This window comes from Vibrio ostreicida (genome assembly GCF_013074385.2).
Lineage (GTDB): Bacteria > Pseudomonadota > Gammaproteobacteria > Enterobacterales > Vibrionaceae > Vibrio > Vibrio ostreicida.
Window position 1 is genome coordinate 111,377 of sequence record NZ_JABEYA020000001.1, and the last position, 19,901, is coordinate 131,277.

At 44.1% G+C, this 19,901-nt stretch carries 19 protein-coding genes, 1 other RNA gene and 3 pseudogenes; 11 read left to right on the plus strand and 12 right to left on the minus strand.

Annotated features, from left to right (window positions below; translation table 11 throughout):
- Positions 1-56: 56 nt before the first annotated feature.
- Entirely contained in the window at positions 57-2,225 is a 2,169-nt protein-coding gene (locus HLM86_RS00455) for a TRAP transporter permease (protein ID WP_170882192.1), read from the plus strand.
- A 29-nt stretch (positions 2,226-2,254) separates the two neighbouring features.
- On the opposite strand, the gene HLM86_RS00460 is transcribed toward HLM86_RS00455, so the two are convergent.
- Together HLM86_RS00460 and HLM86_RS00465 are read right to left on the minus strand one after the other, a co-directional pair.
- A complete protein-coding gene (locus HLM86_RS00460) occupies positions 2,255-2,908 on the minus strand; it encodes a tail fiber domain-containing protein (RefSeq protein WP_170882191.1) in 654 nt (217 codons plus the stop codon).
- A gap of 697 nt (positions 2,909-3,605) precedes the next feature.
- Positions 3,606-4,271 carry a helix-turn-helix transcriptional regulator gene (locus HLM86_RS00465; RefSeq protein ID WP_076585729.1) on the minus strand — a complete coding sequence of 222 codons (666 nt, stop codon included), beginning with the start codon at positions 4,269-4,271 and terminating at the stop codon, positions 3,606-3,608.
- A gap of 288 nt (positions 4,272-4,559) precedes the next feature.
- Here HLM86_RS00465 and HLM86_RS00470 point away from each other — a divergent pair, with 288 nt between their 5' ends.
- Positions 4,560-5,666, plus strand: coding sequence for a DSD1 family PLP-dependent enzyme (locus HLM86_RS00470; RefSeq protein WP_076585727.1), 1,107 nt, complete (start codon positions 4,560-4,562; stop codon positions 5,664-5,666).
- Positions 5,667-6,023: 357 nt separating this feature from the next.
- Here the strand turns inward: HLM86_RS00470 and HLM86_RS20460 are convergent, their stop codons facing one another.
- Positions 6,024-6,191 carry a hypothetical protein gene (locus HLM86_RS20460; protein ID WP_390225130.1) on the minus strand — a complete coding sequence of 56 codons (168 nt, stop codon included), beginning with the start codon at positions 6,189-6,191 and terminating at the stop codon, positions 6,024-6,026.
- Between the two features lies 1 nt (position 6,192).
- Positions 6,193-6,726: a HipA domain-containing protein gene (locus HLM86_RS20465; protein WP_390225127.1), complete on the minus strand. Its 534-nt coding sequence runs from the start codon at positions 6,724-6,726 to the stop codon at positions 6,193-6,195.
- A gap of 68 nt (positions 6,727-6,794) precedes the next feature.
- Between HLM86_RS20465 and HLM86_RS20470 the strand changes: the two genes are divergently transcribed.
- Positions 6,795-6,935 carry a hypothetical protein gene (locus tag HLM86_RS20470; RefSeq protein ID WP_390225124.1) on the plus strand — a complete coding sequence of 47 codons (141 nt, stop codon included), beginning with the start codon at positions 6,795-6,797 and terminating at the stop codon, positions 6,933-6,935.
- Here HLM86_RS20470 and HLM86_RS20475 read toward each other — a convergent pair.
- Both HLM86_RS20475 and hipB read right to left on the minus strand, forming a co-directional pair.
- Positions 6,895-7,023 (minus strand): annotated as a pseudogene (locus tag HLM86_RS20475) (HipA N-terminal domain-containing protein); the annotation flags it as partial. The gene HLM86_RS20470 and the pseudogene HLM86_RS20475 overlap by 41 nt on opposite strands.
- A gap of 114 nt (positions 7,024-7,137) precedes the next feature.
- Positions 7,138-7,386: a type II toxin-antitoxin system antitoxin HipB gene (gene hipB / locus HLM86_RS00480; protein ID WP_076585723.1), complete on the minus strand. Its 249-nt coding sequence runs from the start codon at positions 7,384-7,386 to the stop codon at positions 7,138-7,140.
- 405 nt (positions 7,387-7,791) lie between these two features.
- Between hipB and HLM86_RS20105 the strand changes: the two are divergent.
- Together HLM86_RS20105 and HLM86_RS00485 are read left to right on the plus strand one after the other, a co-directional pair.
- Positions 7,792-8,010, plus strand: a pseudogene (locus HLM86_RS20105) (transposase family protein); the annotation flags it as partial.
- Positions 8,002-8,235, plus strand: a pseudogene (locus HLM86_RS00485) (recombinase family protein); the annotation flags it as partial. The pseudogenes HLM86_RS20105 and HLM86_RS00485, both read left to right, overlap by 9 nt.
- Before the next feature lie 207 nt (positions 8,236-8,442).
- On the opposite strand, the gene ssrA reads toward HLM86_RS00485, so the two are convergent.
- Together ssrA and smpB are read right to left on the minus strand one after the other, a co-directional pair.
- Positions 8,443-8,809: a transfer-messenger RNA gene (ssrA, locus tag HLM86_RS00490) on the minus strand.
- A 66-nt stretch (positions 8,810-8,875) separates the two neighbouring features.
- Complete coding sequence (gene smpB / locus HLM86_RS00495) at positions 8,876-9,361, minus strand: SsrA-binding protein SmpB (protein ID WP_076585701.1); 486 nt, start codon at positions 9,359-9,361, stop codon at positions 8,876-8,878.
- A gap of 118 nt (positions 9,362-9,479) precedes the next feature.
- Between smpB and HLM86_RS00500 the strand changes: the two genes are divergently transcribed.
- Together HLM86_RS00500 and HLM86_RS00505 are read left to right on the plus strand one after the other, a co-directional pair.
- Positions 9,480-9,923 carry an SRPBCC family protein gene (locus tag HLM86_RS00500; protein ID WP_076585698.1) on the plus strand — a complete coding sequence of 148 codons (444 nt, stop codon included), beginning with the start codon at positions 9,480-9,482 and terminating at the stop codon, positions 9,921-9,923.
- A complete protein-coding gene (locus HLM86_RS00505; RefSeq protein WP_076585696.1) occupies positions 9,913-10,209 on the plus strand; it encodes an RnfH family protein in 297 nt (98 codons plus the stop codon). The genes HLM86_RS00500 and HLM86_RS00505 overlap by 11 nt, the downstream gene beginning before the upstream one ends.
- Positions 10,210-10,296: 87 nt before the next feature.
- Here HLM86_RS00505 and bamE read toward each other — a convergent pair whose 3' ends face one another.
- The 3 genes from bamE to nadK form a co-directional block, all read right to left on the minus strand.
- Positions 10,297-10,656 carry an outer membrane protein assembly factor BamE gene (gene bamE / locus HLM86_RS00510; protein WP_076585694.1) on the minus strand — a complete coding sequence of 120 codons (360 nt, stop codon included), beginning with the start codon at positions 10,654-10,656 and terminating at the stop codon, positions 10,297-10,299.
- Between the two features lie 180 nt (positions 10,657-10,836).
- Positions 10,837-12,501, minus strand: coding sequence for a DNA repair protein RecN (recN, locus tag HLM86_RS00515; protein ID WP_076585692.1), 1,665 nt, complete (start codon positions 12,499-12,501; stop codon positions 10,837-10,839).
- Positions 12,502-12,718: 217 nt separating this feature from the next.
- Positions 12,719-13,603: an NAD(+) kinase gene (gene nadK, locus HLM86_RS00520; protein ID WP_076585690.1), complete on the minus strand. Its 885-nt coding sequence runs from the start codon at positions 13,601-13,603 to the stop codon at positions 12,719-12,721.
- 144 nt (positions 13,604-13,747) lie between these two features.
- Between nadK and grpE the strand changes: the two genes are divergently transcribed.
- From grpE to dnaJ, 4 genes are all read left to right on the plus strand, one after another.
- A complete protein-coding gene (grpE, locus tag HLM86_RS00525) occupies positions 13,748-14,353 on the plus strand; it encodes a nucleotide exchange factor GrpE (protein WP_076585688.1) in 606 nt (201 codons plus the stop codon).
- A gap of 273 nt (positions 14,354-14,626) precedes the next feature.
- The gene (locus HLM86_RS00530) at positions 14,627-15,907 is read left to right on the plus strand and encodes a dicarboxylate/amino acid:cation symporter (protein ID WP_076585686.1); all 1,281 of its coding nucleotides are present in this window, start codon (positions 14,627-14,629) and stop codon (positions 15,905-15,907) included.
- Between the two features lie 266 nt (positions 15,908-16,173).
- Positions 16,174-18,084 (plus strand): molecular chaperone DnaK, encoded by a 1,911-nt coding sequence (dnaK, locus tag HLM86_RS00535; RefSeq protein WP_076585684.1) that lies wholly within the window; start codon positions 16,174-16,176, stop codon positions 18,082-18,084.
- 175 nt (positions 18,085-18,259) lie between these two features.
- On the plus strand, positions 18,260-19,405 hold the full coding sequence (gene dnaJ / locus HLM86_RS00540; RefSeq protein ID WP_170882190.1) for a molecular chaperone DnaJ: 1,146 nt from the start codon (positions 18,260-18,262) through the stop codon (positions 19,403-19,405).
- Positions 19,406-19,461: 56 nt separating this feature from the next.
- Here dnaJ and HLM86_RS00545 read toward each other — a convergent pair whose 3' ends face one another.
- Complete coding sequence (locus HLM86_RS00545; protein ID WP_254868731.1) at positions 19,462-19,851, minus strand: type IV pilin protein; 390 nt, start codon at positions 19,849-19,851, stop codon at positions 19,462-19,464.
- Positions 19,852-19,901: the final 50 nt, after the last annotated feature.

Genomic DNA, 19,901 nt, shown 5'->3' on the forward strand with positions numbered 1-19,901 from the left:
TCAATTTATGATGATCGATACTCCGAGCGTTAGGCCGGAGTGCGAAGGACTTTGTTATGAATGCTTCATTACAACAAGAACTAAAACAGTTCGAACTGCCGACTAGGACTGATTTCCCTTGGGTGACTCGGCTTATCACTGTATTGGGCGTGGCTTTATCATTGCTTCATATTTGGTTCAATACGCTATCGACATTGCCTGAGTTATGGGTATCGGCAACACATTTTACCGGTTTTGCCGTGATTTGTGTGTTGTGGTATCCGGCTCATATGTCTTTAAAGGCGAGTAAATTCGCTTTAGCGGTGGATATGGGGATTGCACTCGCGGCATTGGCTTGTCTTATTTATATCCCGTTTGCTGAGGACGCGCTTTATCAACGTGGGGTGAAGTTTGTTGCCAGTGATTGGGTGTTTGCGTTGCTTGCTATTGCCATTGTTGTTGAATTAATTCGACGTACCATGGGTTGGTTTATCCCAATATTGATTCTCGTTTGTCTGAGCTATGTCGTGTGGTGGGGGCAATTGGCGAGTGGTATTTTCCACTTCCCTGGGTTGAGTTTGGAAACCCTGCTTTATCGCAGTTTTTATTCCTCAGAAGGGATGTTTGGTGCTATTTCCCGAATCAGTTGGTCTTTTGTCTTCATGTTTATTCTCTTTGGTGCTTTCTTGGTGCGTTCTGGGGTAGGAGACTACATTACTGACGTGGCGAGGGCGGCAGCAGGTAAGGTGGTTGGTGGTCCCGGATTTATTGCTGTATTAAGTTCGGGTCTGATGGGGTCTGTGTCTGGTTCGAGTGTGGCCAATACGGTTTCAACCGGAGTGATCAGTATTCCTTTGATGCAAAAGGCGGGCTTTCCTCCTCGATTTGCTGCTGGCGTTGAAGCTGCCGCCTCGACGGGGGGGCAGTTGATGCCACCTGTCATGGGGGCAGGGGCTTTTATTATGGCCTCGTATACTCAAATTCCTTACGTGGATATTATCACGCTTTCTTTTGTTCCAGCGCTGGTGTATTTCTTGTCGGTGGCATTTTTTGTGCGTATCGAAGCCAAACGAAGTGGGGTACAAAAGGTCATCACAGGCGATCAATCGTTAGTTCGAGTTCTGGTGGCGGGGTGGCCTAACCTGATTCCACTGATGGTGCTTGTCGCCTTATTGGTTCAAGGTTTTACACCGACTTATGCGGCAGGCTTGTCGACTATCTCTGTGGTGGTTGCGTCTTGGTTTTCTAAGAACCACAAAATGGGTGTGACAGCGATCATTGAAGCCTTGGCTCAAGGGGCAAAAAATATGGCGACCACGGCAGTGTTGTTGGTCGGTATAGGTCTTGTTGTTAATGTGATCAGTACTACGGGTATCGGTAATACTTTTTCGCTGATGATCGGTGGCTGGGCGAATGGCGATTTGTTTCTCATGATTGCTTTGATTGCACTGGCGTCTTTAGTACTCGGGGTCGGATTGCCAGTGACGGCGGCTTACATTGTCTTGGGAACTTTGTCCGCTCCGGCTTTATATCAGTTGCTGGCACAGCATCAATTGCTTGACCTATTGGTGGCGGGGCAGTTACCTGAACAGGCGAAAGCTATCTTTATGCTGGCGGCCCCTGATAAAATGGCGTTACTCAACTCGCCTATGAGCCTTGAAACAGCCAAGCAAATGGTGGCTTTGGTGCCTGCTGATTTTATGGAAACCTTACTGGAACAAAGTTTGGGAGTCGAAACAGTGGCTCTTGCGCTCTTGTCCGCTCACCTGATCATTTTTTGGTTATCTCAGGACAGTAATGTCACTCCGCCCGTGTGTTTGACGGCGTTCGCAGCAGCGACCATTGCCAAAACACCACCCATGCGGACAGGTCTTACTGCATGGAAAATTGCCAAGGGACTATATTTGGTCCCCTTGTTGATCGCTTACACCAATCTGGTGAGCTGGGATGTGACGACCGTCCTAATCACAGGTGGGTTTGCCATTGTGGGGACTTACGCGTTTGTCGCTGCAATGGAAGGTTATCTTGAAGGTAAGATCAACGGATTGACCCGTATCGTATTAGTGATTGTGGGATTGTTACAAGTTTGGCCGGAGGTGTCTGATTGGTGGCGTTTGGTTGGTAGTGCATTGTTCATTGCTATCTTCGTATTCAGTGGCCGCCAACTTATTCCCAAATCTACCACCACTGAGACAACGGCATCCACTAATGCGGTAAACAATGATGAGTTGAAGCCGTCGACCTAACCGACGGCTTAACCATAAAAGCGGGTAGGCTATGGATTGCTGCTTTCTAATTGCTTAACCCGCTGTTCTAATTCTTTGATTGATTCTATCAGGATAGGAATCATGCCTTTGTAATCGACTTTGAGATAACCAGAATTTAGATCCATATGAACCAGTTCTGGGTAGATGGTTTGCAGTTCTTGGGCAATAACCCCTATCTCTGGTGAGTGGTCTCCCTCAACAAATGAATACTTGTACGCCTTTATTTGGGTGACGTCAGACAGCGTATTTTCGATTCTTTCAAGGTTTTTTTTGAGATTCTCATCACTGAAGCGCAAGAATACGTGGTCATGGATATTGTGGTAAGAACGCTTTCCTGGCGCAAAATAAGAACGGCTACTATTGCTGACATGGAAGACTTTCCAAGTTGAGAAATGACTTTCTGCGGGTTGTGGCACTGTCCCGATCGGGCACTCATCCTTAAGTAAGCGGTAGGTGCTTTCGGATACATTGACGTAGTTGAAATAGGCGTTCTCAATTGGGATTTCGAGGCTCATAAGCGGCCAGTTATAGACCTGTTCATTCTCAGCCCATTGCCATTCATCATTACCTTGATCGTAACAGAAAACCTTAAAATCTCGTGCAAAGCTTGGCAGTGAAAGGGCGGCAATGGTTATAAAAAGTAACGGCTTAAATACTTTCATAGTAGTCATCCATGTGTGAAAAGAGGTCGGAATTATACTTGCGAGATATTAATATGAAATTAATTTCATATTAATAATGTGTGGTTTGACCACTGGTTTGAGCAATAACAAAGAAAACAGTGATTTTATTGTGTCAGCGGTTATTTATCTGATGACCCATCTGTGGATATCGATCTAGACGGTATTTTGTTTTCTCCTATGAGGCGACAATGAAAATGTCCCTGATTTCTATCGGAGTAGGACGGGAGCGCCAATTTACTCTGCATTCGGGGTTCGCCGCCTTCAATCAAGCAACGCGATCAAACGGTTAGCACGTTTTATTCATCACCAGAATTTGGTCAAGATAAAAAGTGGTACACGAGCGTGTGTACCACTGGAAACGACGGTGTATATTTTCCAAAGCAAGGAAAAGCCTGTACTTGTCGCTGATATCACTACGTTAATACGAATCGATACGCACTAAAGAATAGGCAGAAGCTATTAACCTATTTCATGAAAAAACGTCAATATAATCAAGCAATCGAGTTTCACTATAGCGTTAAAAACCAGTCGAAATAATGGGTAACTTTAGTATTGTTTGGATCGCAATATCATTGCTAATATGAAGGGTTGGAAACGGTCACTGAATCACTAGGATCGATGCCCTAATGATCAAGGTCGTCAAATCACATGAGAGCCGTCGTCAGTCATCATACGCCTAATTGAGCATTTTATGCCTGATAATATACTTGGATGGTACATAGTGGTCCCACCCTTGTACTTTGCAATAGTCGACAGCTTGCGATTGTGAATACACACCAAGCTTATCTTTAATATTGTCTAGATACTTTCTTACCGTGTTGACTTGGAGAGTGAGTCGAGAGGCAATAGATTTTAAACTATCCCCTTTGAGCATAAAGAATAACACTTCCCACTCTCTGTCCGTGAGAGTTGAAGTCGGGGGGTTCAGAATGATCGAAGCCGGTTTACTGCCAAAGGTTGTGTAGATATCGGTGTCTAGTTTTTTCGCGGGCTCTGCCCAAAAAAAAATGCCTTCCACTTGGCCATTTTTTAGAAACGGCTTTTTATGAAAAATCCATCCTTCGAGTATTTTGTTTTTCCCAAAAGGGTGAATCTCAATTGAGCTTTTTGTTTTATTCGTTTCCAATACCAATTGGTCATGCTTTTGAAAGTCGTCTTGATATTCGTGTGTTTCAGTCGGCAGCTCGCCGTCGTAGCGGCCTGCTATGTCAAAGGACTTGGCTAAGTTCTGCATACACCGATAGGCTGGATTGATGTAAATAAATCGAGAATGGGTATCCTTTAGCCCACAAGGCCAATCGAAGCTCTCCCAAAAAGCGATAAGATCTGAAGATAATTGCATAGTGACCCCCTTTTTGGTGTTGAATGGTAGTGATATAAATTAAGTTGCACAATGGGTCTGCGGTTTTTTTACGTCAGTATGTTTGCTCAGTTTCATTTAGCAGTGATTACAATGATTTTTTTATCAATTTTTTGTGCCGACCACTCGGAAGTTGATGACTGATAGGTGAGCCTAACTTTTTATAGCGGCGGATGATTTTGCGCCCAATCCCTATTTTGCATTCGACCTAATTCATCTGTTAATCTTCGGTGGTATAACACCTAATGTAATAATAAATAAAGGTAAACGATGGATATCACTCAGTTGGATACACCCGCTTTAATTGTCGATTTGGATCTGATGGAACGTAACCTGATCACTATGCAAAAACGTGTTGAGCAGTTGGGTTTGACATTGAGGCCGCACACCAAGGCTCACAAAAATCCGGCTATCGCTCGTAAGCAGATTGATTTAGGTGCGTGTGGCATCTGTACGGCGAAGCTCGGTGAGGCGGAGATCATGGCAGAGGGGGGAATTAGCGATATTTTGATCACCACCCCAATAGCCGGAGAACAAAAGATTCGGCGTTTGATTAAATTGCATCAAACGTACCCATCTTATCGATTTATTCAGGTGATTGATCACCGTCAACATGTTATCGATATCTCCCAAGCGGCAAGGGAGGCAGGTGTGTGTGTTCCTGTCATGATTGAAGTTGAAAGTGGGCAGCAGCGTTGTGGTGTGGAAGTCGGGGATGCGCTACTCACATTGATTGAAATGATCAACGAGACTGAAGGAGTAAGCTACGCAGGTTTACAGGCGTATAGCGGGCATTTACAGCACGTAAAGGGCTATGAAGATAGGCAAGCTAAAGCGCGTTCAGTAGTCGAAGGTTTATTTGATTATATTGAGAATGTACTGACACCCAGAGGTTTAGCCCCTGAAATTGTTAGTGGTGGTGGAACGGGCACTTACGCTGCTTATGATGGGCTTGGTTTTACTGAGATTCAAGCGGGATCGTATTTGTTTATGGATACGGCCTATCAGGCAATTGGGGACGAAAGTTGCCATGAGAAAAACAACCAATTTGGTGTTTCTCTTAAAGTACTGAGCACCGTAGTGAGCCACCCTACGTCACAAAGAGCTGTGATTGATGCCGGCATGAAATGCCTCTCAATTGACTTGGGTATGCCAAAAGTGGAAGGCAACAGCCAGCTTACCTATCAAACGGGTGGCGATGAGCATGGTATTATTCACATAGACGAAGGCCATGAACCACTGATGATTGGACAGCGGATCACTCTACTGCCCAGCCACTGTGATACAACATTAAATAACTTTAACACCTTATACGCAATCAGATCTGGGGTCGTTGTTGAGCAGTTCCCAATCCTAGGGCGTGGTCGTTCCGATTGATTTTCTTTTTCCGGAAAAAAGGCGATAACTCAGTGAGTTACCGCCCTTGCCAAACGTTTGGTGGAGCTGGCGGAAAGTGCTGCCAAAGTCTTTTATTTTTCTTTATTTTCAATATCTTACTTGGAATTGATTTTTTTGTTTTGTGTCAGTTTAGTACTGAAAATATGGATTGATTACTTTGAAATGTCAACTGGGTTCAGCTCCTGCTTAGGGAGTTGAACTGACGTTCGATAAAGAAGTAGATAATCACAAAGAGCAATAGCTCTTTGTGCCTTCTATTATTGGTTAGCTCAGGTTTAGATTAATACCAATTCTTGTTTTTGGTGTGCTCTACTGCATGAGTTTTGAGCTGAGTGCTCAATAAAACACATCAAGCTCTATCTTCTCGATCTCATTCTTGCTCAAATTTAATTTGTTAGGCATAGCAATAGAGTTATCAAAGATAGCTTCGGTTATGTGTTTTGGGAAACCTTCAGGTAATCGGGCAGCGAGGCGCTCAATTGCTTTAGGTAATTCAGTTTGCATGTTATCCAATATGCTTTGCATGTCCATCAATAGCGCCTATAGCCCATTGGAAAACTTGAAACTTCATGAAGTTATATCTGTCTTCCAGTGCATTTGATGAGCCTTCAAGTAGCTTCATAATATCGGCTATTCCTGGTCCCCCATCACTTTCGTACTTTATAGATGAAGGGATCCCTTTAGCTTGACAGATATCTTCCTGAGGAAGGCGCAGTAGTTGTGTACGATCCTTAATCCAACGTCTATCAAAGCGCTCAACAGCAATGGCTTTATAATTATGGGTTGTGATGATCTCGACTTTCGGAACATCAAACCCTAGCTCTCTAGCTAACTCAATACAGATGAACTCATTCTCGACACTTTCAGTCAGATCTAAAATAGAGGTGGGCTGTTTAATCTCACCAATAGGTAGCTTAATGATATGGCTTGTAGGTGTGTTCCCTTTAGGCAAACACCAAGCTCCATTCAACCTTAGCAATGCGGTTTTTTCTTGAGCGCCAGCAACCGATATTCGGAAGTCATCTTCTTCCTTAATCATACCTAATGGAATATCGGAATGATGGGCAGCTAAGATTTTTTCAAGCCGAGATTCATCAAGAAGTTCGTATGACAGTTTGTTTTCGATATATGGTTGACTTGGTGGGAGCAGAGCAATGGCACCTACGCTGTCTTTACCAATTTCCTTTAGAAGATCAAAAGGCTGATTTGAAGCTGTTTGATAGCGAGCAACAATCCTATTACGTATAGCAATATTGTCTGGTAGTAGGTTGTCGAAGTAGTTGATAACGGCATCAGAAGTTATCGTAGGTACTTGTAGCTTAAGAGATAAAGATAATGGGCGAGATTTGTCGTTACTTAGCCAAGACTCATTATATTGAAATTCATGAGAGCCATTGTTTTGTTAGAGTACCGACTAACTCACCATTCATGTAGGCATTAAGTTGCTGCATTACCAATCTTCCTCATCAACAGTACTTTGACTGTTTTTTGCATCTTTTGTTTCGATTTTAAGAGTGAGATCTAATGCTTGGATGAGCTTGAACATTGTTGAAATAGTTGCCTTTTCTGGTCTATTTTCAAAGTTCGAAATGGTTGCTTGTTTTATCCCTACTTTTTTTGCCAGTTCAGACTGAGTCCACTTATTTTTTTGGCGTATTAGCAGTAAAGTATTGGCTAATTGTTGTGGGCTATAAATCACAAGTTGTCACTCCTTACAATGAAGTTTTATCCGCACTAGAGGGTATGGGCTATACTATCCCAACAAAAGGATATATGCAGTATTATACCTTGAGGGGGATAAAGTAGGGGTGTCAAAGCCTTTAGCTTTGACTTATCTATATTACAGGGTGATATTTAGCATGGATGAGCTTGAGTCAGTAAATCAAAGATAATCCTAAGAGGACAAAACCTATTAAATTGTCCTTTTGATGGGGTATTTGATAATGAAAACAATAGTACAAATAATGCACGAATTGTTTATGAGTTTACTAAGTATCTAAAGGAAGCCAAGCGCTTAGATGACTCGACTATTGATGCAGGGCGGGATCGCACTTTGTTAGCCACTATGATCTAATAGGCTCAAACCCACAAATCGGTACCACCTTTGAGCCTCATAGAACACCTTTCGGTTGTCGAAGGTACGCGGTCATCCATCAATCAAAAGCATGATTTCGTTGACATTATTTTCCTTGTCATTAGCGCCATAACTGCTGGTAGCGAGGGCTGGCAAGATATTGAAACCTATGGTGAACACAAACTTGAATGGCTTAGAAAATATCGACCATTCGCTCACGGTATCCCTCGTCGGCACACTATCGCAAGAAAAGATTACTAAGATCGCCGCCGCCGTCAGTCTGAAGGAATAAAGAAAGCCAAAGAGGACGGTGAATACAGAGGACGCCAAGCAGACTCAGAGCTACACGAAAAAATCTATCAGCTACGAGTTATCAACAAGCTGAGTATTAGTGATACCGCCAAACTCACCAATGTTTCGGATCGTACAGTAATACGGGTAGCGAAGAAGTTAGCAATTCGTTCATTGGGATAATGAAGCTTAGCGTACGTTTTCGTTCCATTGGGCTTCAAACCCCATAATAGGTACACCAGATTGATACACTAATTGCAGTGTACCTTTGGGTGTACCTAAAAAGCAAAGAAGCAGTAGGAAGACAAAAGACTCTCAAGACGCTAAATCATTGATTTTACTGTATTTCAGACAAAAAAAGACGCCCTAGGACGTCTTTAAATGTAGAATTGGTGGAGCTGGCGGGAGTTGAACCCGCGTCCAAAAACCATTCATCATTGGTACTACATGCTTAGTCGATCTTTAATTTCACCAGCAACCTGCGAACCGACACGCTAGTTAAAGGCTAACCTGAATTATAATTCGCGCTTTTCCTCTCAGGTGGGAGAATCCGCGCTAGCTAGTTTGGGTTTGATCTCTTATTGGTCCCCGTCTTACGAGCGGAAGCTAGGGTAAGAGAGCTCTGAGCAGGTTATTAAGCTGCTAGTGCGTAGTTTTCGTCGTTTGCGACTATTTTTTTGCGGCTTTTAACGTGGCCAACCGCCCCACGGCATGCACCTCAGACTTCAAAATTCCTGTCGAATCCTAAATCAGCCCCAAGTGTTATTTGCATAGTACCAGAAAAGCATTGCCTGTCTAGCACTGTGCGTTTAAGTGCTTAAAATTAGCGCAAATTACTCTTCATAATCCGTGCTTTATCTCTCGCCCAATCTTTTTCTTTCATATCAGTACGTTTATCGTGCAGCTTTTTACCTTTCGCTACGCCAACTTTAATCTTCGCCCAAGAGCGAGACCAGTAAAGTGCAGTTGCGACAAGTGTCATGCCTTCACGGTTAATACGACCGATAAGGTTGTCGAGCTCTTTTCTCGACATGAGTAGTTTTCGGATACGTGTTGGGTTCGCCACGATATGAGTACTCGCCTGAGTGAGCGGAGTGATCGTCATACCACTGATGAATGCTTCGCCATCTCGGATGTAGACGTAGCTTTCTGCAATATTGGTTTTGCCTTCACGCAGGGATTTTACTTCCCAGCCTTGTAGCTCAAGCCCCGCTTCTATTTCATCATCGATAAAATATTCGTGGCGAGCTTTCTTATTAAGCGCAATGGTATTACTACCGGCTTTTGATTTTGATTTTTTCTTTACCATAATCCCTGCATTATACGGCCAGACCGCTCGTTATGAAATCCCTTTGTTTACGCTCAGGTCAAATAAAAGTAAAATCAAGTTATACCTGTTGTAAAGGTGTGTGCTACGAGGAGTCTTTATGAAGCAAGTCAGTCGTTCCGCTTTGGTGTCTTTTAGCGCTGAGCAGATGTTTAAGCTGGTTAATGATGTCGCCAGTTATCCTGACTTTCTGCCCGGATGTTCAGGCTCTAGGGTGATTGAGTCCCACGATTCGGCAATGGTGGCCGCCGTCGATGTCTCTAAGGCTGGAATAAGTAAAACCTTTATTACGTCCAATCAGTTAGTATTGGATGAGGCTATTTTGATGAATCTGGTCGATGGCCCTTTTAAAACGCTTAAAGGGGGATGGTTTTTCACCGCACTCGATGATCAAGCGTGTAAGGTCGAGCTTAAATTGGAATTTGAGTTTTCCAGCAAAATGATCGAGCTGGCGTTTGGTAAAGTTTTTAATGAACTGACCAGTAACATGGTGAATGCGTTTACGCAACGCGCCAAACAGGTGTATTCGTGCTATGAGTATTGAGTCTGACATGATTCATGTTGAGGTGGTTTTTGCTCTTCCAGAGCAGCAGCGTGTATTTACTTTAGTGGTCAATAAAACCATGACTGTGGCAGAGATAATTCAGCAATCTGGCGTGTTAGAGCAATACCCGCAGATTGATTTGAGTAAAAATAAAGTGGGTGTGTTTAGCCGCAACGTGAAACTAGATGCCACTGTGAGGGATAAAGATCGGATTGAAATATACCGCCCTCTATTGGCTGACCCAAAAGAAATTCGCCGAAAACGAGCAGAGCAGGCGAAAGGCTAGCTGTTTTTTGCCCGATTATATATTCCCCTATTGTTGCTAAAAACTTAGTCAGGGCTGGTATGTTAATGCCAACCCTGACTAAGTTTGTTAGTTGATACTTTCAAAGAAATCAGGGCTAGCTGTGTAGTCACCATCGACTTTAACCAGTTGGCCTTTCGGATTAAAGTTGACGATTAGATTTTTCTGAACCGACTCCTGATGGCCTTCTGTATGATGATAGATATAGTACCAAGTATCAGGGTAGCCATTCTCAATCAGCATCGGCGAACCCATAACGAAACGCACCTGTTCTTTGGTCATGCCAAATTTTAATTGTTCTACGGCTTGCTGTTCAACGTAGTTTCCCTGATTTATGTCAATTCGATACACTAGCTTTTCTAGTACAGAGCAGCCAGTCAGGAATGTCATAGAGAGTGGTAACGCGATCAGCCACTTTTTCAATTGCATATGAATAAATTCTTGTAGACGAAGTGTGTTAAATTGAGCCGATAATAAACAAGCTAAGCGCTAATGTAAAAAGCTCATATGACTTTGGACTATTTAAGACCTCGATTTTTGAATTTAGTTGCAAACTCAGACCAAATTTTAATGAATTAGACAACTTGGTCTGTGCTGAGATGCTCACTTTTATGCGGCAACAAGCAATTCTTTGGCGTTGGCCAAGGTTGATTGCGTTATCTGACTTCCTCCGAGTAGGCGGGCGAGTTCAGAAATACGTTGTTCTTTATCGAGAGAGTGCATCAAGGTTTCTGTTTTACCTGCTTTCGTTTGCTTGGCCACAAATAACTGTTGGTGACCGCATCCTGCGACCTGAGGTAGGTGCGTTACACACAGTACTTGAGTGGATTCGCCCAGTTTACGCAGCATTTTACCGACAACGGCCGCCGTTGGGCCGCTGATCCCCACATCTACTTCATCGAAAATCAGACTGGGCGTATCGACTTTCTGAGCGGTAATCACTTGGATGGCCAATGAAATCCGTGACAATTCACCTCCAGAGGCGACTTTAGCAATAGGTTGCATTGGTTGCCCAGGGTTAGTGGTGACGACAAAACAAATGTTGTCCATGCCTAAAGGGGAAGGGTGAGTCCCATGATTATCGATCTCAATTGAGAATTGAGCTTTTTCCATACTCAGTTCATGCATGCTGGCAGTGATGAGTTTATTGAGTTCTTTAGCGTAGCGGCGGCGTGATTTATGTAATTTTTCGGCAGCGGTGACAAATAAAAGGTACTTTTCTTCGACGTCTTGACCAAGTAGGGTGAGTTTGTCATCAGAGCAGTCGAGCGCCTCTATCTGTGCCAAAAGATCTTGATGATGTGCATAAAGGCCTTCAGGGAGGACGTGATGCTTGCGGGCTATCGACAAAACTTTGGAAAAACGTTGCTCTACGCGAGCTATTTGAGCCGGATCGACCTCAATTGTGTCAAGATAAGAACGAATTTCGCTGTTCGCTTCTTCTATCTGTATAATGGCTTCAGACAACATCGTTGGTAATTCGGCCAATGTGGGATCCAGCTCGGCCAATTGGATCAGGGAGAGATTGGCTGATTGGAGAATACCAAGCGCATTAACCTCGTTGCCTTCGTCAATAAGTTCGATGGCTTGTTGGCATGTGGTGGCCAATTCTCCACTATTGGAGAGTCTTTTGTGTTCTTGCTCAAGTTGCTCATATTCTTCCTCGCCAAGAGAGAGTTCGTCAAGTTCCTTAATTTGGTACTCAAGCAGTTGTTTTTGAGCCAAATTAGCCACACTGTTTTCTTTTAGTTGTTTGAGTTTGTTGTCGGCTTGACGCCAGTTTTGATAGGTGTCACGTGTGTTTTTTAATCGACTACTGTGGCCTGCATATTGGTCGAGCATGGCCATTTGGTGATCGCCTTTCATTAACTGATGGTGAGCATGTTGCCCGTGAATATTAATCAGCATTTGGCCAAGAGTTTTGAGTTGCGAAAGCGGAACTGGGCTGCCATTAATAAAGGCTCTTGAACGGCCTTCTTTGCTAATGATACGGCGTAAAATACAATCGCTGCCTTCTCTTAGGTCATTGTCTTCTAACCAGCGTGTTGCGCGGAGATTGTTTTCAAGAGTAAATGCGGCGCTGACCTCAGTTTTTTCTTCACCTTGGCGCACCATACTGCCTTCTGCCCGACCACCTAGACAAAGTCCCAACGCGTCAATGGCGATAGATTTACCTGCTCCGGTTTCACCTGTGATGGTGGTCATGCCGTGAGATAGTTCCAGCTGAAGAGATTTTACAATAGCGAAATTATTAACACTTAGATGAGCCAGCATTTTGTTTACCTTGTTTAAATGAACAGTACTGTATAAATAAGCAGTATATACTGTTTCTTTATACAGTAAAGGTGAGTGTTAACATTTTTGTGAGCAACATTAACACGGCGTCATTTATCTATGGGTATACGGCCATAACAAGGCTGACTCAGTGGGTCAACCTAGGGATGCCCTCAGTTTGATGGGTGATCAGGGTTTGCGTGGCTAAGGTAGGAACTCAGAACAGTTTGCTCGACCAACCGAGTTTATTGCGCAAAACATGGTAATAACTATAGTCTTTCGGATGGATTAACTGAAGAATATTTGGGCTTTGATAAATATGTACTTCATCGCCTGGGGAGACAGGCAGTGAAACCTGACCATCACAACTGACTTCCTGAGTACCGCGGTTATCTGGCGAAACCAAGAGTTTTATCCGTCGCTTGCCATCGACGACTAAGGGGCGACTTGATAGCGTATGTGGAAACATAGGAACCAAAGAAATGGCATTGAGGCTAGGAGACAAAATAGGCCCTCCGCCGGAAAGAGAATAGGCGGTTGAGCCTGTTGGGGTCGAAATGATTAGACCGTCAGCGCGCAGAGAAAAGGCAAAACTGTCATCGATGTAAACTTCGAATTCGATCATATGGGCGATTTGACCGGGGTGAAGAACGGCTTCATTGAGGGCCGCATTATGACTTTTCACTTGACCGTGTCGGTGGACCTCTGCTTCGAGAAGGAAGCGTTCTTCTTTAATAAAATCGCCATCGATGACGCTTTTCAGTGCAGTCTGAAAGTTTTCTGGATCCAGATCGGTTAAGAAACCCAGATTACCTCTATTTACCCCGATGACGGAAATATCAAATCGTGAGAGGACGCGTGCGGCACCGAGCATATTGCCGTCACCCCCGACGACGATTGCCAGATCGGCGGCTTGTCCTAGTTCGATCAGACTCGCAAAGTGCTCATTGGGGATATCATTCAAGATATCAGCCAATCTATCATCGATAAAGACTTGATATCCCTCTGATTTCAGCCAGATATACAGTTCTCGATGAGTCTGAATAGCTTGCTGATCTCTTGGTTTTCCAATGATGGCGATCACTTCAAATGGCTTTTTCATAGGTTTTCCGCACTAAATGGGCTTGATTCGACAATCTTCATCCCCATAATAATGGCAAGTTAGCGATTTGTGCGAATTTTTATGTATCTGAAAGCGAGAAACGTGAGGCTTTAGATACAGATGGCATTGAGTTCTGGAGATATCATGAGTAACGAAGAAAATAAGATTAACGAAGAAGAGCTAGTGCAGCAGGAGACTGAGCAAGAGGTTGAGGCTCAAGTGGTTGGTACAGAGGCTGATATTGAATGGAATGAAGATATTCAGCACGATGAGCAAGAGTCAAAAGTGGCTCAGCTTGAAGCTGCACTTCTAGCCAGCGAAGCGAAAGTTAAGGATCAACAAGATGCGGTGCTTCGAGCGAAAGCGGAAGTGGACAATATGCGTCGCCGTACTGAGGGCGAAATCGATAAAGCTCGTAAATACGCGCTAAACAAGTTTGCAGAAGAGCTGTTGCCTGTTATCGACAACTTGGAACGTGCTATTCAGGCTGCGGATGCTGAGAATGAAGCCGTGAAGCCAGTAATAGAAGGCGTCGAGCTGACTCACAAAACCTTCGTTGATACAGTGGCTAAATTTGGCCTTAGAGAAATCAATCCAGAAGGGGAAACCTTCAATCCTGAAATGCATCAGGCGATGTCGATACAGGAAAGTGCGGATCATGAATCGAACACAGTGATGTTTGTTATGCAGAAAGGCTATGAGTTGAACGGACGAGTCATTCGCCCTGCCATGGTCATGGTTGCCAAATAAGCGCGGGGGGAACCCCAATCTATAAAAAGAGAGGCTCAGTCCTCTCTTTTTTTATTCTAGCGGCTGAAAAATTAAGCCTTTGATTAAACGAATTGTTCTTTGGTCTAATGTAGATTGGAAATTTAATTTCCGATTTGAAACTTGTAACATTATCGTAAACAAACCCTTTATCTTGTAACGTTTGTGTGTATTATGTGCGAGCTTCGCCTCGAATTTGGGCGAAATAAACTATAAAACCATAAAAATACAAACACAACATTCTGGAGATAAAGGATGGATAAATCTCTTTCGAGTAAGATTTTTATTGGCTTGTTCGCAGGCCTGCTGATCGGTACTGCGATTCAGTATCTATTTAAGGATATTGCGGTCTTTGATGTCTATATGTTAGGGGCTGCGGAAGGTGCTGGCGGGATGTTCGTCTCACTGATTAAACTTCTTGTTGTTCCGCTGGTTTACGTTTCGATTGTCTGCGGTATCGTTGACCTGAAAGATATTACCGCGTTTGGTCGCTTAGGCGGAAAAACATTTGCCCTTTATATCGTCAATACGATTATTGCGATTACTGCAGCGCTGACTGTCGGTTTGATATTCCAACCGGGTGCAGATGCCAATTTGGCAGGAACCATCTCAGAGACGGTCAAGCTCACTGCAACTGAAACACCGGACATTTTTTCACTGGTCGTGAATATTGTCCCAAGTAACCCCGTTCAGGCATTTGCCAACGGTGATATGTTACAAATCATCTTTATGGCAATTTTGACAGGTCTTGCCATTCAAGCTCTCGATTCACGCGGTGGCCCCGCGATTCGTACTTTTAAGATGGCTAACGAGATCATGATGAAGCTGGTAGGCTTGGTGATGAGTTTAGCGCCTTATGGTGTGTTCGCGTTGATGATTCAATTGGGCGCGACGCTAGATGCCAATACGTTGATGTCGGTGGCAGGGTATGTGGCGCTTGTCGTTGCGATGCTGGTATTCTGGATTTTTGTCTTCTACCCTATGGCGGTAAGCATTGCGACTGGAACCTCACCAAAAACGTTCCTACGTGCTACCCGTGAGCAGATTTTGTTCTCTCTATCGACAGCCAGCTCAAACGCGACCATTCCAGTGACAATGCGTACCTTAACCGAGAAACTCAATGTTTCTAAGTCAGTGGCGGGTTTTGGCGTTCCTCTGGGTGCAACGATGAATATGTCTGGGGTATCAATTTACATCGCACTAGCAACCATTTTTGTTGCTAATGCCTTTGGTCAACCAATCAATACAGCTGATATATTCACGCTTGGTCTTACCATTCTTCTTCTGTCTATTGGTGCTGGTGGAGTACCTGGTGGTGGTGTTGTCATGGTTGGCGTATTATTGCATCAGCTGGGGCTACCACCAGAAGGTCTTGCTATTGTCGCTGCCGTTGACCGTATCAATGATATGTTCTGTACCTCTTCAAATGTTGTCGGTGATACTGCGGTTAACACGATCGTCGCCAAATCTGAAGGTGAAATCGGTCAACAACAAGAAGCAAACGTTGATGCAAAACCCGCTCAAACAAATGCATAACGCTTATTGATTGAATGAAAAAGCGAGGCCAAGTGCCTCGTTTTTTATTTTTGGGCATCGATTGGACGAAAGGTGATGAATGAAGGCTAAAAAATTGTAATTTTTTTTACTCTATACCTTGAAATATCAATTCTAGCCCTTATCTATTGTGCATAAGTAAACAATCATCATTATTTTAGTTTGTGAATAAGGGTTGAAACCCTATTCTCCATCCCCACATAGGGGATATAGCAAAGTCAAAATAGAATTTATTCGGAGATAGCCTGATGGGTAAAATCATTGGTATTGATTTAGGTACTACTAACTCTTGTGTTGCTGTATTAGACGGTGACAAGCCACGTGTAATTGAAAATGCTGAAGGCGAGCGTACAACCGCTTCTGTCATCGCTTACACCGATGGCGAGACGCTTGTAGGTCAGCCTGCAAAACGTCAAGCAGTTACAAACCCAGAAAATACGCTATTCGCAATTAAGCGTCTTATTGGTCGTCGTTTCGAAGACGAAGAAGTTCAGCGTGATATCGAGATCATGCCTTATAAGATCGTTAAGGCTGATAATGGTGATGCTTGGGTTGAAGCTCAAGGCGAAAAAATGGCAGCACCTCAAGTTTCTGCTGAAGTTTTGAAAAAAATGAAGAAAACCGCTGAAGATTTCCTTGGTGAGGAAGTCACTGGCGCTGTTATCACAGTTCCTGCTTACTTTAACGATTCACAGCGTCAAGCAACAAAAGATGCTGGCCGTATTGCAGGTCTAGAAGTAAAACGTATCATCAACGAACCGACGGCTGCAGCGCTTGCTTACGGTTTGGACAAGCAGGGCGGTGATCGCACTATCGCTGTTTACGACTTAGGTGGTGGTACATTTGATATCTCTATCATCGAAATTGATGAAGTGGAAGGCGAAAAAACCTTTGAAGTGTTAGCGACAAATGGTGATACACACCTCGGTGGTGAAGATTTCGATAATCGCATGATTAACTATTTGGTTGATGAGTTTAAGAAAGAGCAAGGCATTGATCTAAAAGCTGATCCACTGGCAATGCAACGTGTTAAAGAAGCGGCAGAAAAAGCGAAAATTGAGCTTTCTTCAACGACTCAAACTGATGTTAACCTTCCGTACGTGACAGCTGATGCGACCGGTCCCAAGCACATGAATGTTAAAGTAACACGTGCGAAACTAGAATCTCTAGTTGAAGACTTGGTACAACGTTCTCTTGAGCCCCTAAAAGTGGCACTAGCAGACTCAGATCTCTCTGTTGGTGAGATTACTGACGTCATCCTAGTGGGTGGTCAGACACGCATGCCTATGGTTCAAGCTAAAGTCACTGAATTCTTCGGTAAAGAGCCACGTAAAGACGTGAACCCTGATGAAGCGGTTGCAATGGGCGCTGCTGTTCAAGGTGGTGTACTAGCTGGTGACGTTAAAGACGTTCTACTACTAGACGTTACTCCTCTATCTTTCGGTATCGAAACGATGGGCGGCGTGATGACTAAGCTGGTTGAGAAGAATACAACCATTCCAACGAAAGCTGATCAAGTTTTCTCTACAGCTGAAGACAACCAAAACGCCGTAACTATCCACGTTCTTCAAGGTGAGCGTAAGCAAGCGACTTACAACAAGTCTCTTGGTCAGTTCAACCTAGAAGGTATTCAACCAGCACCACGTGGCATGCCACAAATCGAAGTAACATTCGATCTAGATGCTGATGGTATCCTGAACGTATCTGCTAAAGATAAAGCGACGGGTAAAGAGCAGAAGATCACTATCCAAGCATCAGGCGGCCTGTCTGAGGAAGAGATCGAAGCAATGGTACAAGAAGCAGAAGCGAACAAAGAAGCGGACAAAAAGTTCGAAGAGCTAGTCACTGCACGTAACCAAGCGGACCAAATGATTCACGGTACTCGTAAGCAAGTCGAAGAGGCTGGTGAAGCTCTACCTGCAGACGAGAAAGAGAAGATCGAAGCAGCTATCACGGCACTAGAAGAAGTTAAGTCTGGTAACGACAAAGAAGCTATCGACGCTAAAGTTCAAGAACTTATGCAAGCAGCTCAAAAGCTAATGGAAATCGCTCAGCAGCAAGCTCAACAAGCTGGCGCGGAAGCGGGTGAAGAACCTAAGCAAGAAGACGATGTCGTTGATGCTGAGTTTGAAGAAGTTAAGGAAGACGGCAAGAAGTAATTCTTGAACCATCTGACTTAATTTGTATGCGGGCGTTTGAGGTAACTCATACGCCCGTCTGTTTGTAATTAAATGTCTTTCCAGATAAGCACTTTTCCACAAAGCCTTTATCTAGAACGATACAAACACCGAGCGACAATCAGTCGTTTGCAGTAATAAATTGGTGACGAAGAACATGTCAAAACGTGATTTCTACGAAGTATTAGGCGTCGGCCGTGATGCATCAGAGCGAGATATTAAAAAGGCGTATAAACGCCTTGCAATGAAATTCCACCCAGATCGTAATCAGGGGGATGAGTCAGCGCCGGAAAAATTTAAAGAAGTGAAAGAAGCATACGAAATCCTTCTCGATCCACAAAAAAAAGCCGCTTACGATCAATATGGTCATGCAGCTTTTGAACAAGGTGGCATGGGAGGTGGTTACGGTGGTGGCGGCAACGCAGACTTTGGTGATATTTTTGGTGACGTCTTTGGCGATATCTTCGGTGGTGGTCGCCGCGGTGGTGGCGGTCAGCAACGTGCTCAGCGAGGCGCTGACTTGCGTTATAATATGGAGTTGTCGCTTGAAGAAGCCGTTCGTGGGGTATCAAAAGAGATTGAAGTACCCACGTTAGCGAATTGCGATAGCTGTGAAGGAAGCGGTGCTAAAAAAGGCTCAGTGCCTGAAACTTGTGGTACTTGTCATGGTCATGGCCAAGTCCAGATGCGTCAAGGCTTCTTTGCCGTTCAGCAAACCTGTCCTACGTGTCATGGTCGCGGTAAGATCATAAAAGATCCGTGCACTAGCTGTCATGGCCAAGGGCGTGTTCAAAAGACTAAGACCCTGAATGTGAAAATTCCGGCGGGAGTGGATACTGGGGATCGCATTCGTTTGTCCGGCGAAGGTGAAGCCGGAGAAATGGGAGCACCCGCAGGTGATCTGTATGTACAGGTACATGTAAAAGAGCATCGCATTTTTGAAAGAGACGGTAACAACCTTTATTGTGAAGTGCCGGTGAGCTTTGCTATGGCCGCCTTGGGTGGTGAACTTGAAGTGCCGACACTCGACGGACGTGTTAACTTGAAAGTGCCTTCGGAAACGCAAACAGGTCGCATGTTCCGTATGCGTGGCAAAGGTGTCAAGGGAGTTCGCGGTGGCGGTATCGGTGATCTGATTGTTAAGTTAGCCGTTGAAACACCCGTCAACCTGAGCACCCGCCAAAAAGATCTTCTGAAGGAGTTTGAAGAATCTTGTGGTGGTGAGGCAGCGATTAGGCATAAGCCTAAGTCAGAAGGCTTCTTTGATGGTGTTAAAAAGTTTTTTGATGATTTAACCAGCTAGTACCTCGACTTAATGACGTTAAGCCTGCATCTAATGCAGGCTTTTTTATTTGTACTCTATCGCCAGCATGGTGCAGGAAAGATCGTATTTTGTGCGTCTACGCTGAGGTACTCTACCCCGTGCTGACTTAAGCAAGGATCTTTATTTTGCTGTGCGAAAGGTTGAGCAATTGCTTTTATCGTATAAGCAACGTGCGCTGAACTGATGATGGAAAATGTAAAGCGTTGTGGCTCCGATTGGCAAACCAGACAAACCCCTTGCGAAATGAGTTCTCCCCAGTGATAACTGCCGTTATAACTGGTTTCTAATTCGAGTTGAAGCATCGTCAGATCTGTGATGGCGGTGTAACGGTGGGACTGACGTATCACCTCCTGATAGTTGGGGTAGGCCACCATAACCAGAACGCTTATCAACATAATCACAATCAGTAATTCGAGTAATGTCATTGCGATTAAACCTTGCCTAACTAAGTTACAACCTTCTCTTTGATTCATGC

Excerpts from the sequence above, each read along its gene's own strand:
- HLM86_RS00455 (WP_170882192.1), top strand. The coding sequence starts at position 57 with ATGAATGCTTCATTACAACAAGAACTAAAACAGTTCGAACTGCCGACT.
- HLM86_RS00460 (WP_170882191.1), bottom strand. The coding sequence starts at position 2,908 with ATGAAAGTATTTAAGCCGTTACTTTTTATAACCATTGCCGCCCTTTCA.
- HLM86_RS00465 (WP_076585729.1), bottom strand. The coding sequence starts at position 4,271 with ATGCAATTATCTTCAGATCTTATCGCTTTTTGGGAGAGCTTCGATTGG.
- HLM86_RS00470 (WP_076585727.1), top strand. The coding sequence starts at position 4,560 with ATGGATATCACTCAGTTGGATACACCCGCTTTAATTGTCGATTTGGAT.
- HLM86_RS20460 (WP_390225130.1), bottom strand. The coding sequence starts at position 6,191 with ATGCAAACTGAATTACCTAAAGCAATTGAGCGCCTCGCTGCCCGATTA.
- HLM86_RS20465 (WP_390225127.1), bottom strand. The coding sequence starts at position 6,726 with ATGATTAAGGAAGAAGATGACTTCCGAATATCGGTTGCTGGCGCTCAA.
- HLM86_RS20470 (WP_390225124.1), top strand. The coding sequence starts at position 6,795 with ATGACAGTTTGTTTTCGATATATGGTTGACTTGGTGGGAGCAGAGCAA.
- smpB (WP_076585701.1), bottom strand. The coding sequence starts at position 9,361 with ATGGTAAAGAAAAAATCAAAATCAAAAGCCGGTAGTAATACCATTGCG.
- HLM86_RS00500 (WP_076585698.1), top strand. The coding sequence starts at position 9,480 with ATGAAGCAAGTCAGTCGTTCCGCTTTGGTGTCTTTTAGCGCTGAGCAG.
- HLM86_RS00505 (WP_076585696.1), top strand. The coding sequence starts at position 9,913 with ATGAGTATTGAGTCTGACATGATTCATGTTGAGGTGGTTTTTGCTCTT.
- bamE (WP_076585694.1), bottom strand. The coding sequence starts at position 10,656 with ATGCAATTGAAAAAGTGGCTGATCGCGTTACCACTCTCTATGACATTC.
- recN (WP_076585692.1), bottom strand. The coding sequence starts at position 12,501 with ATGCTGGCTCATCTAAGTGTTAATAATTTCGCTATTGTAAAATCTCTT.
- nadK (WP_076585690.1), bottom strand. The coding sequence starts at position 13,603 with ATGAAAAAGCCATTTGAAGTGATCGCCATCATTGGAAAACCAAGAGAT.
- grpE (WP_076585688.1), top strand. The coding sequence starts at position 13,748 with ATGAGTAACGAAGAAAATAAGATTAACGAAGAAGAGCTAGTGCAGCAG.
- HLM86_RS00530 (WP_076585686.1), top strand. The coding sequence starts at position 14,627 with ATGGATAAATCTCTTTCGAGTAAGATTTTTATTGGCTTGTTCGCAGGC.
- dnaK (WP_076585684.1), top strand. The coding sequence starts at position 16,174 with ATGGGTAAAATCATTGGTATTGATTTAGGTACTACTAACTCTTGTGTT.
- dnaJ (WP_170882190.1), top strand. The coding sequence starts at position 18,260 with ATGTCAAAACGTGATTTCTACGAAGTATTAGGCGTCGGCCGTGATGCA.
- HLM86_RS00545 (WP_254868731.1), bottom strand. The coding sequence starts at position 19,851 with ATGACATTACTCGAATTACTGATTGTGATTATGTTGATAAGCGTTCTG.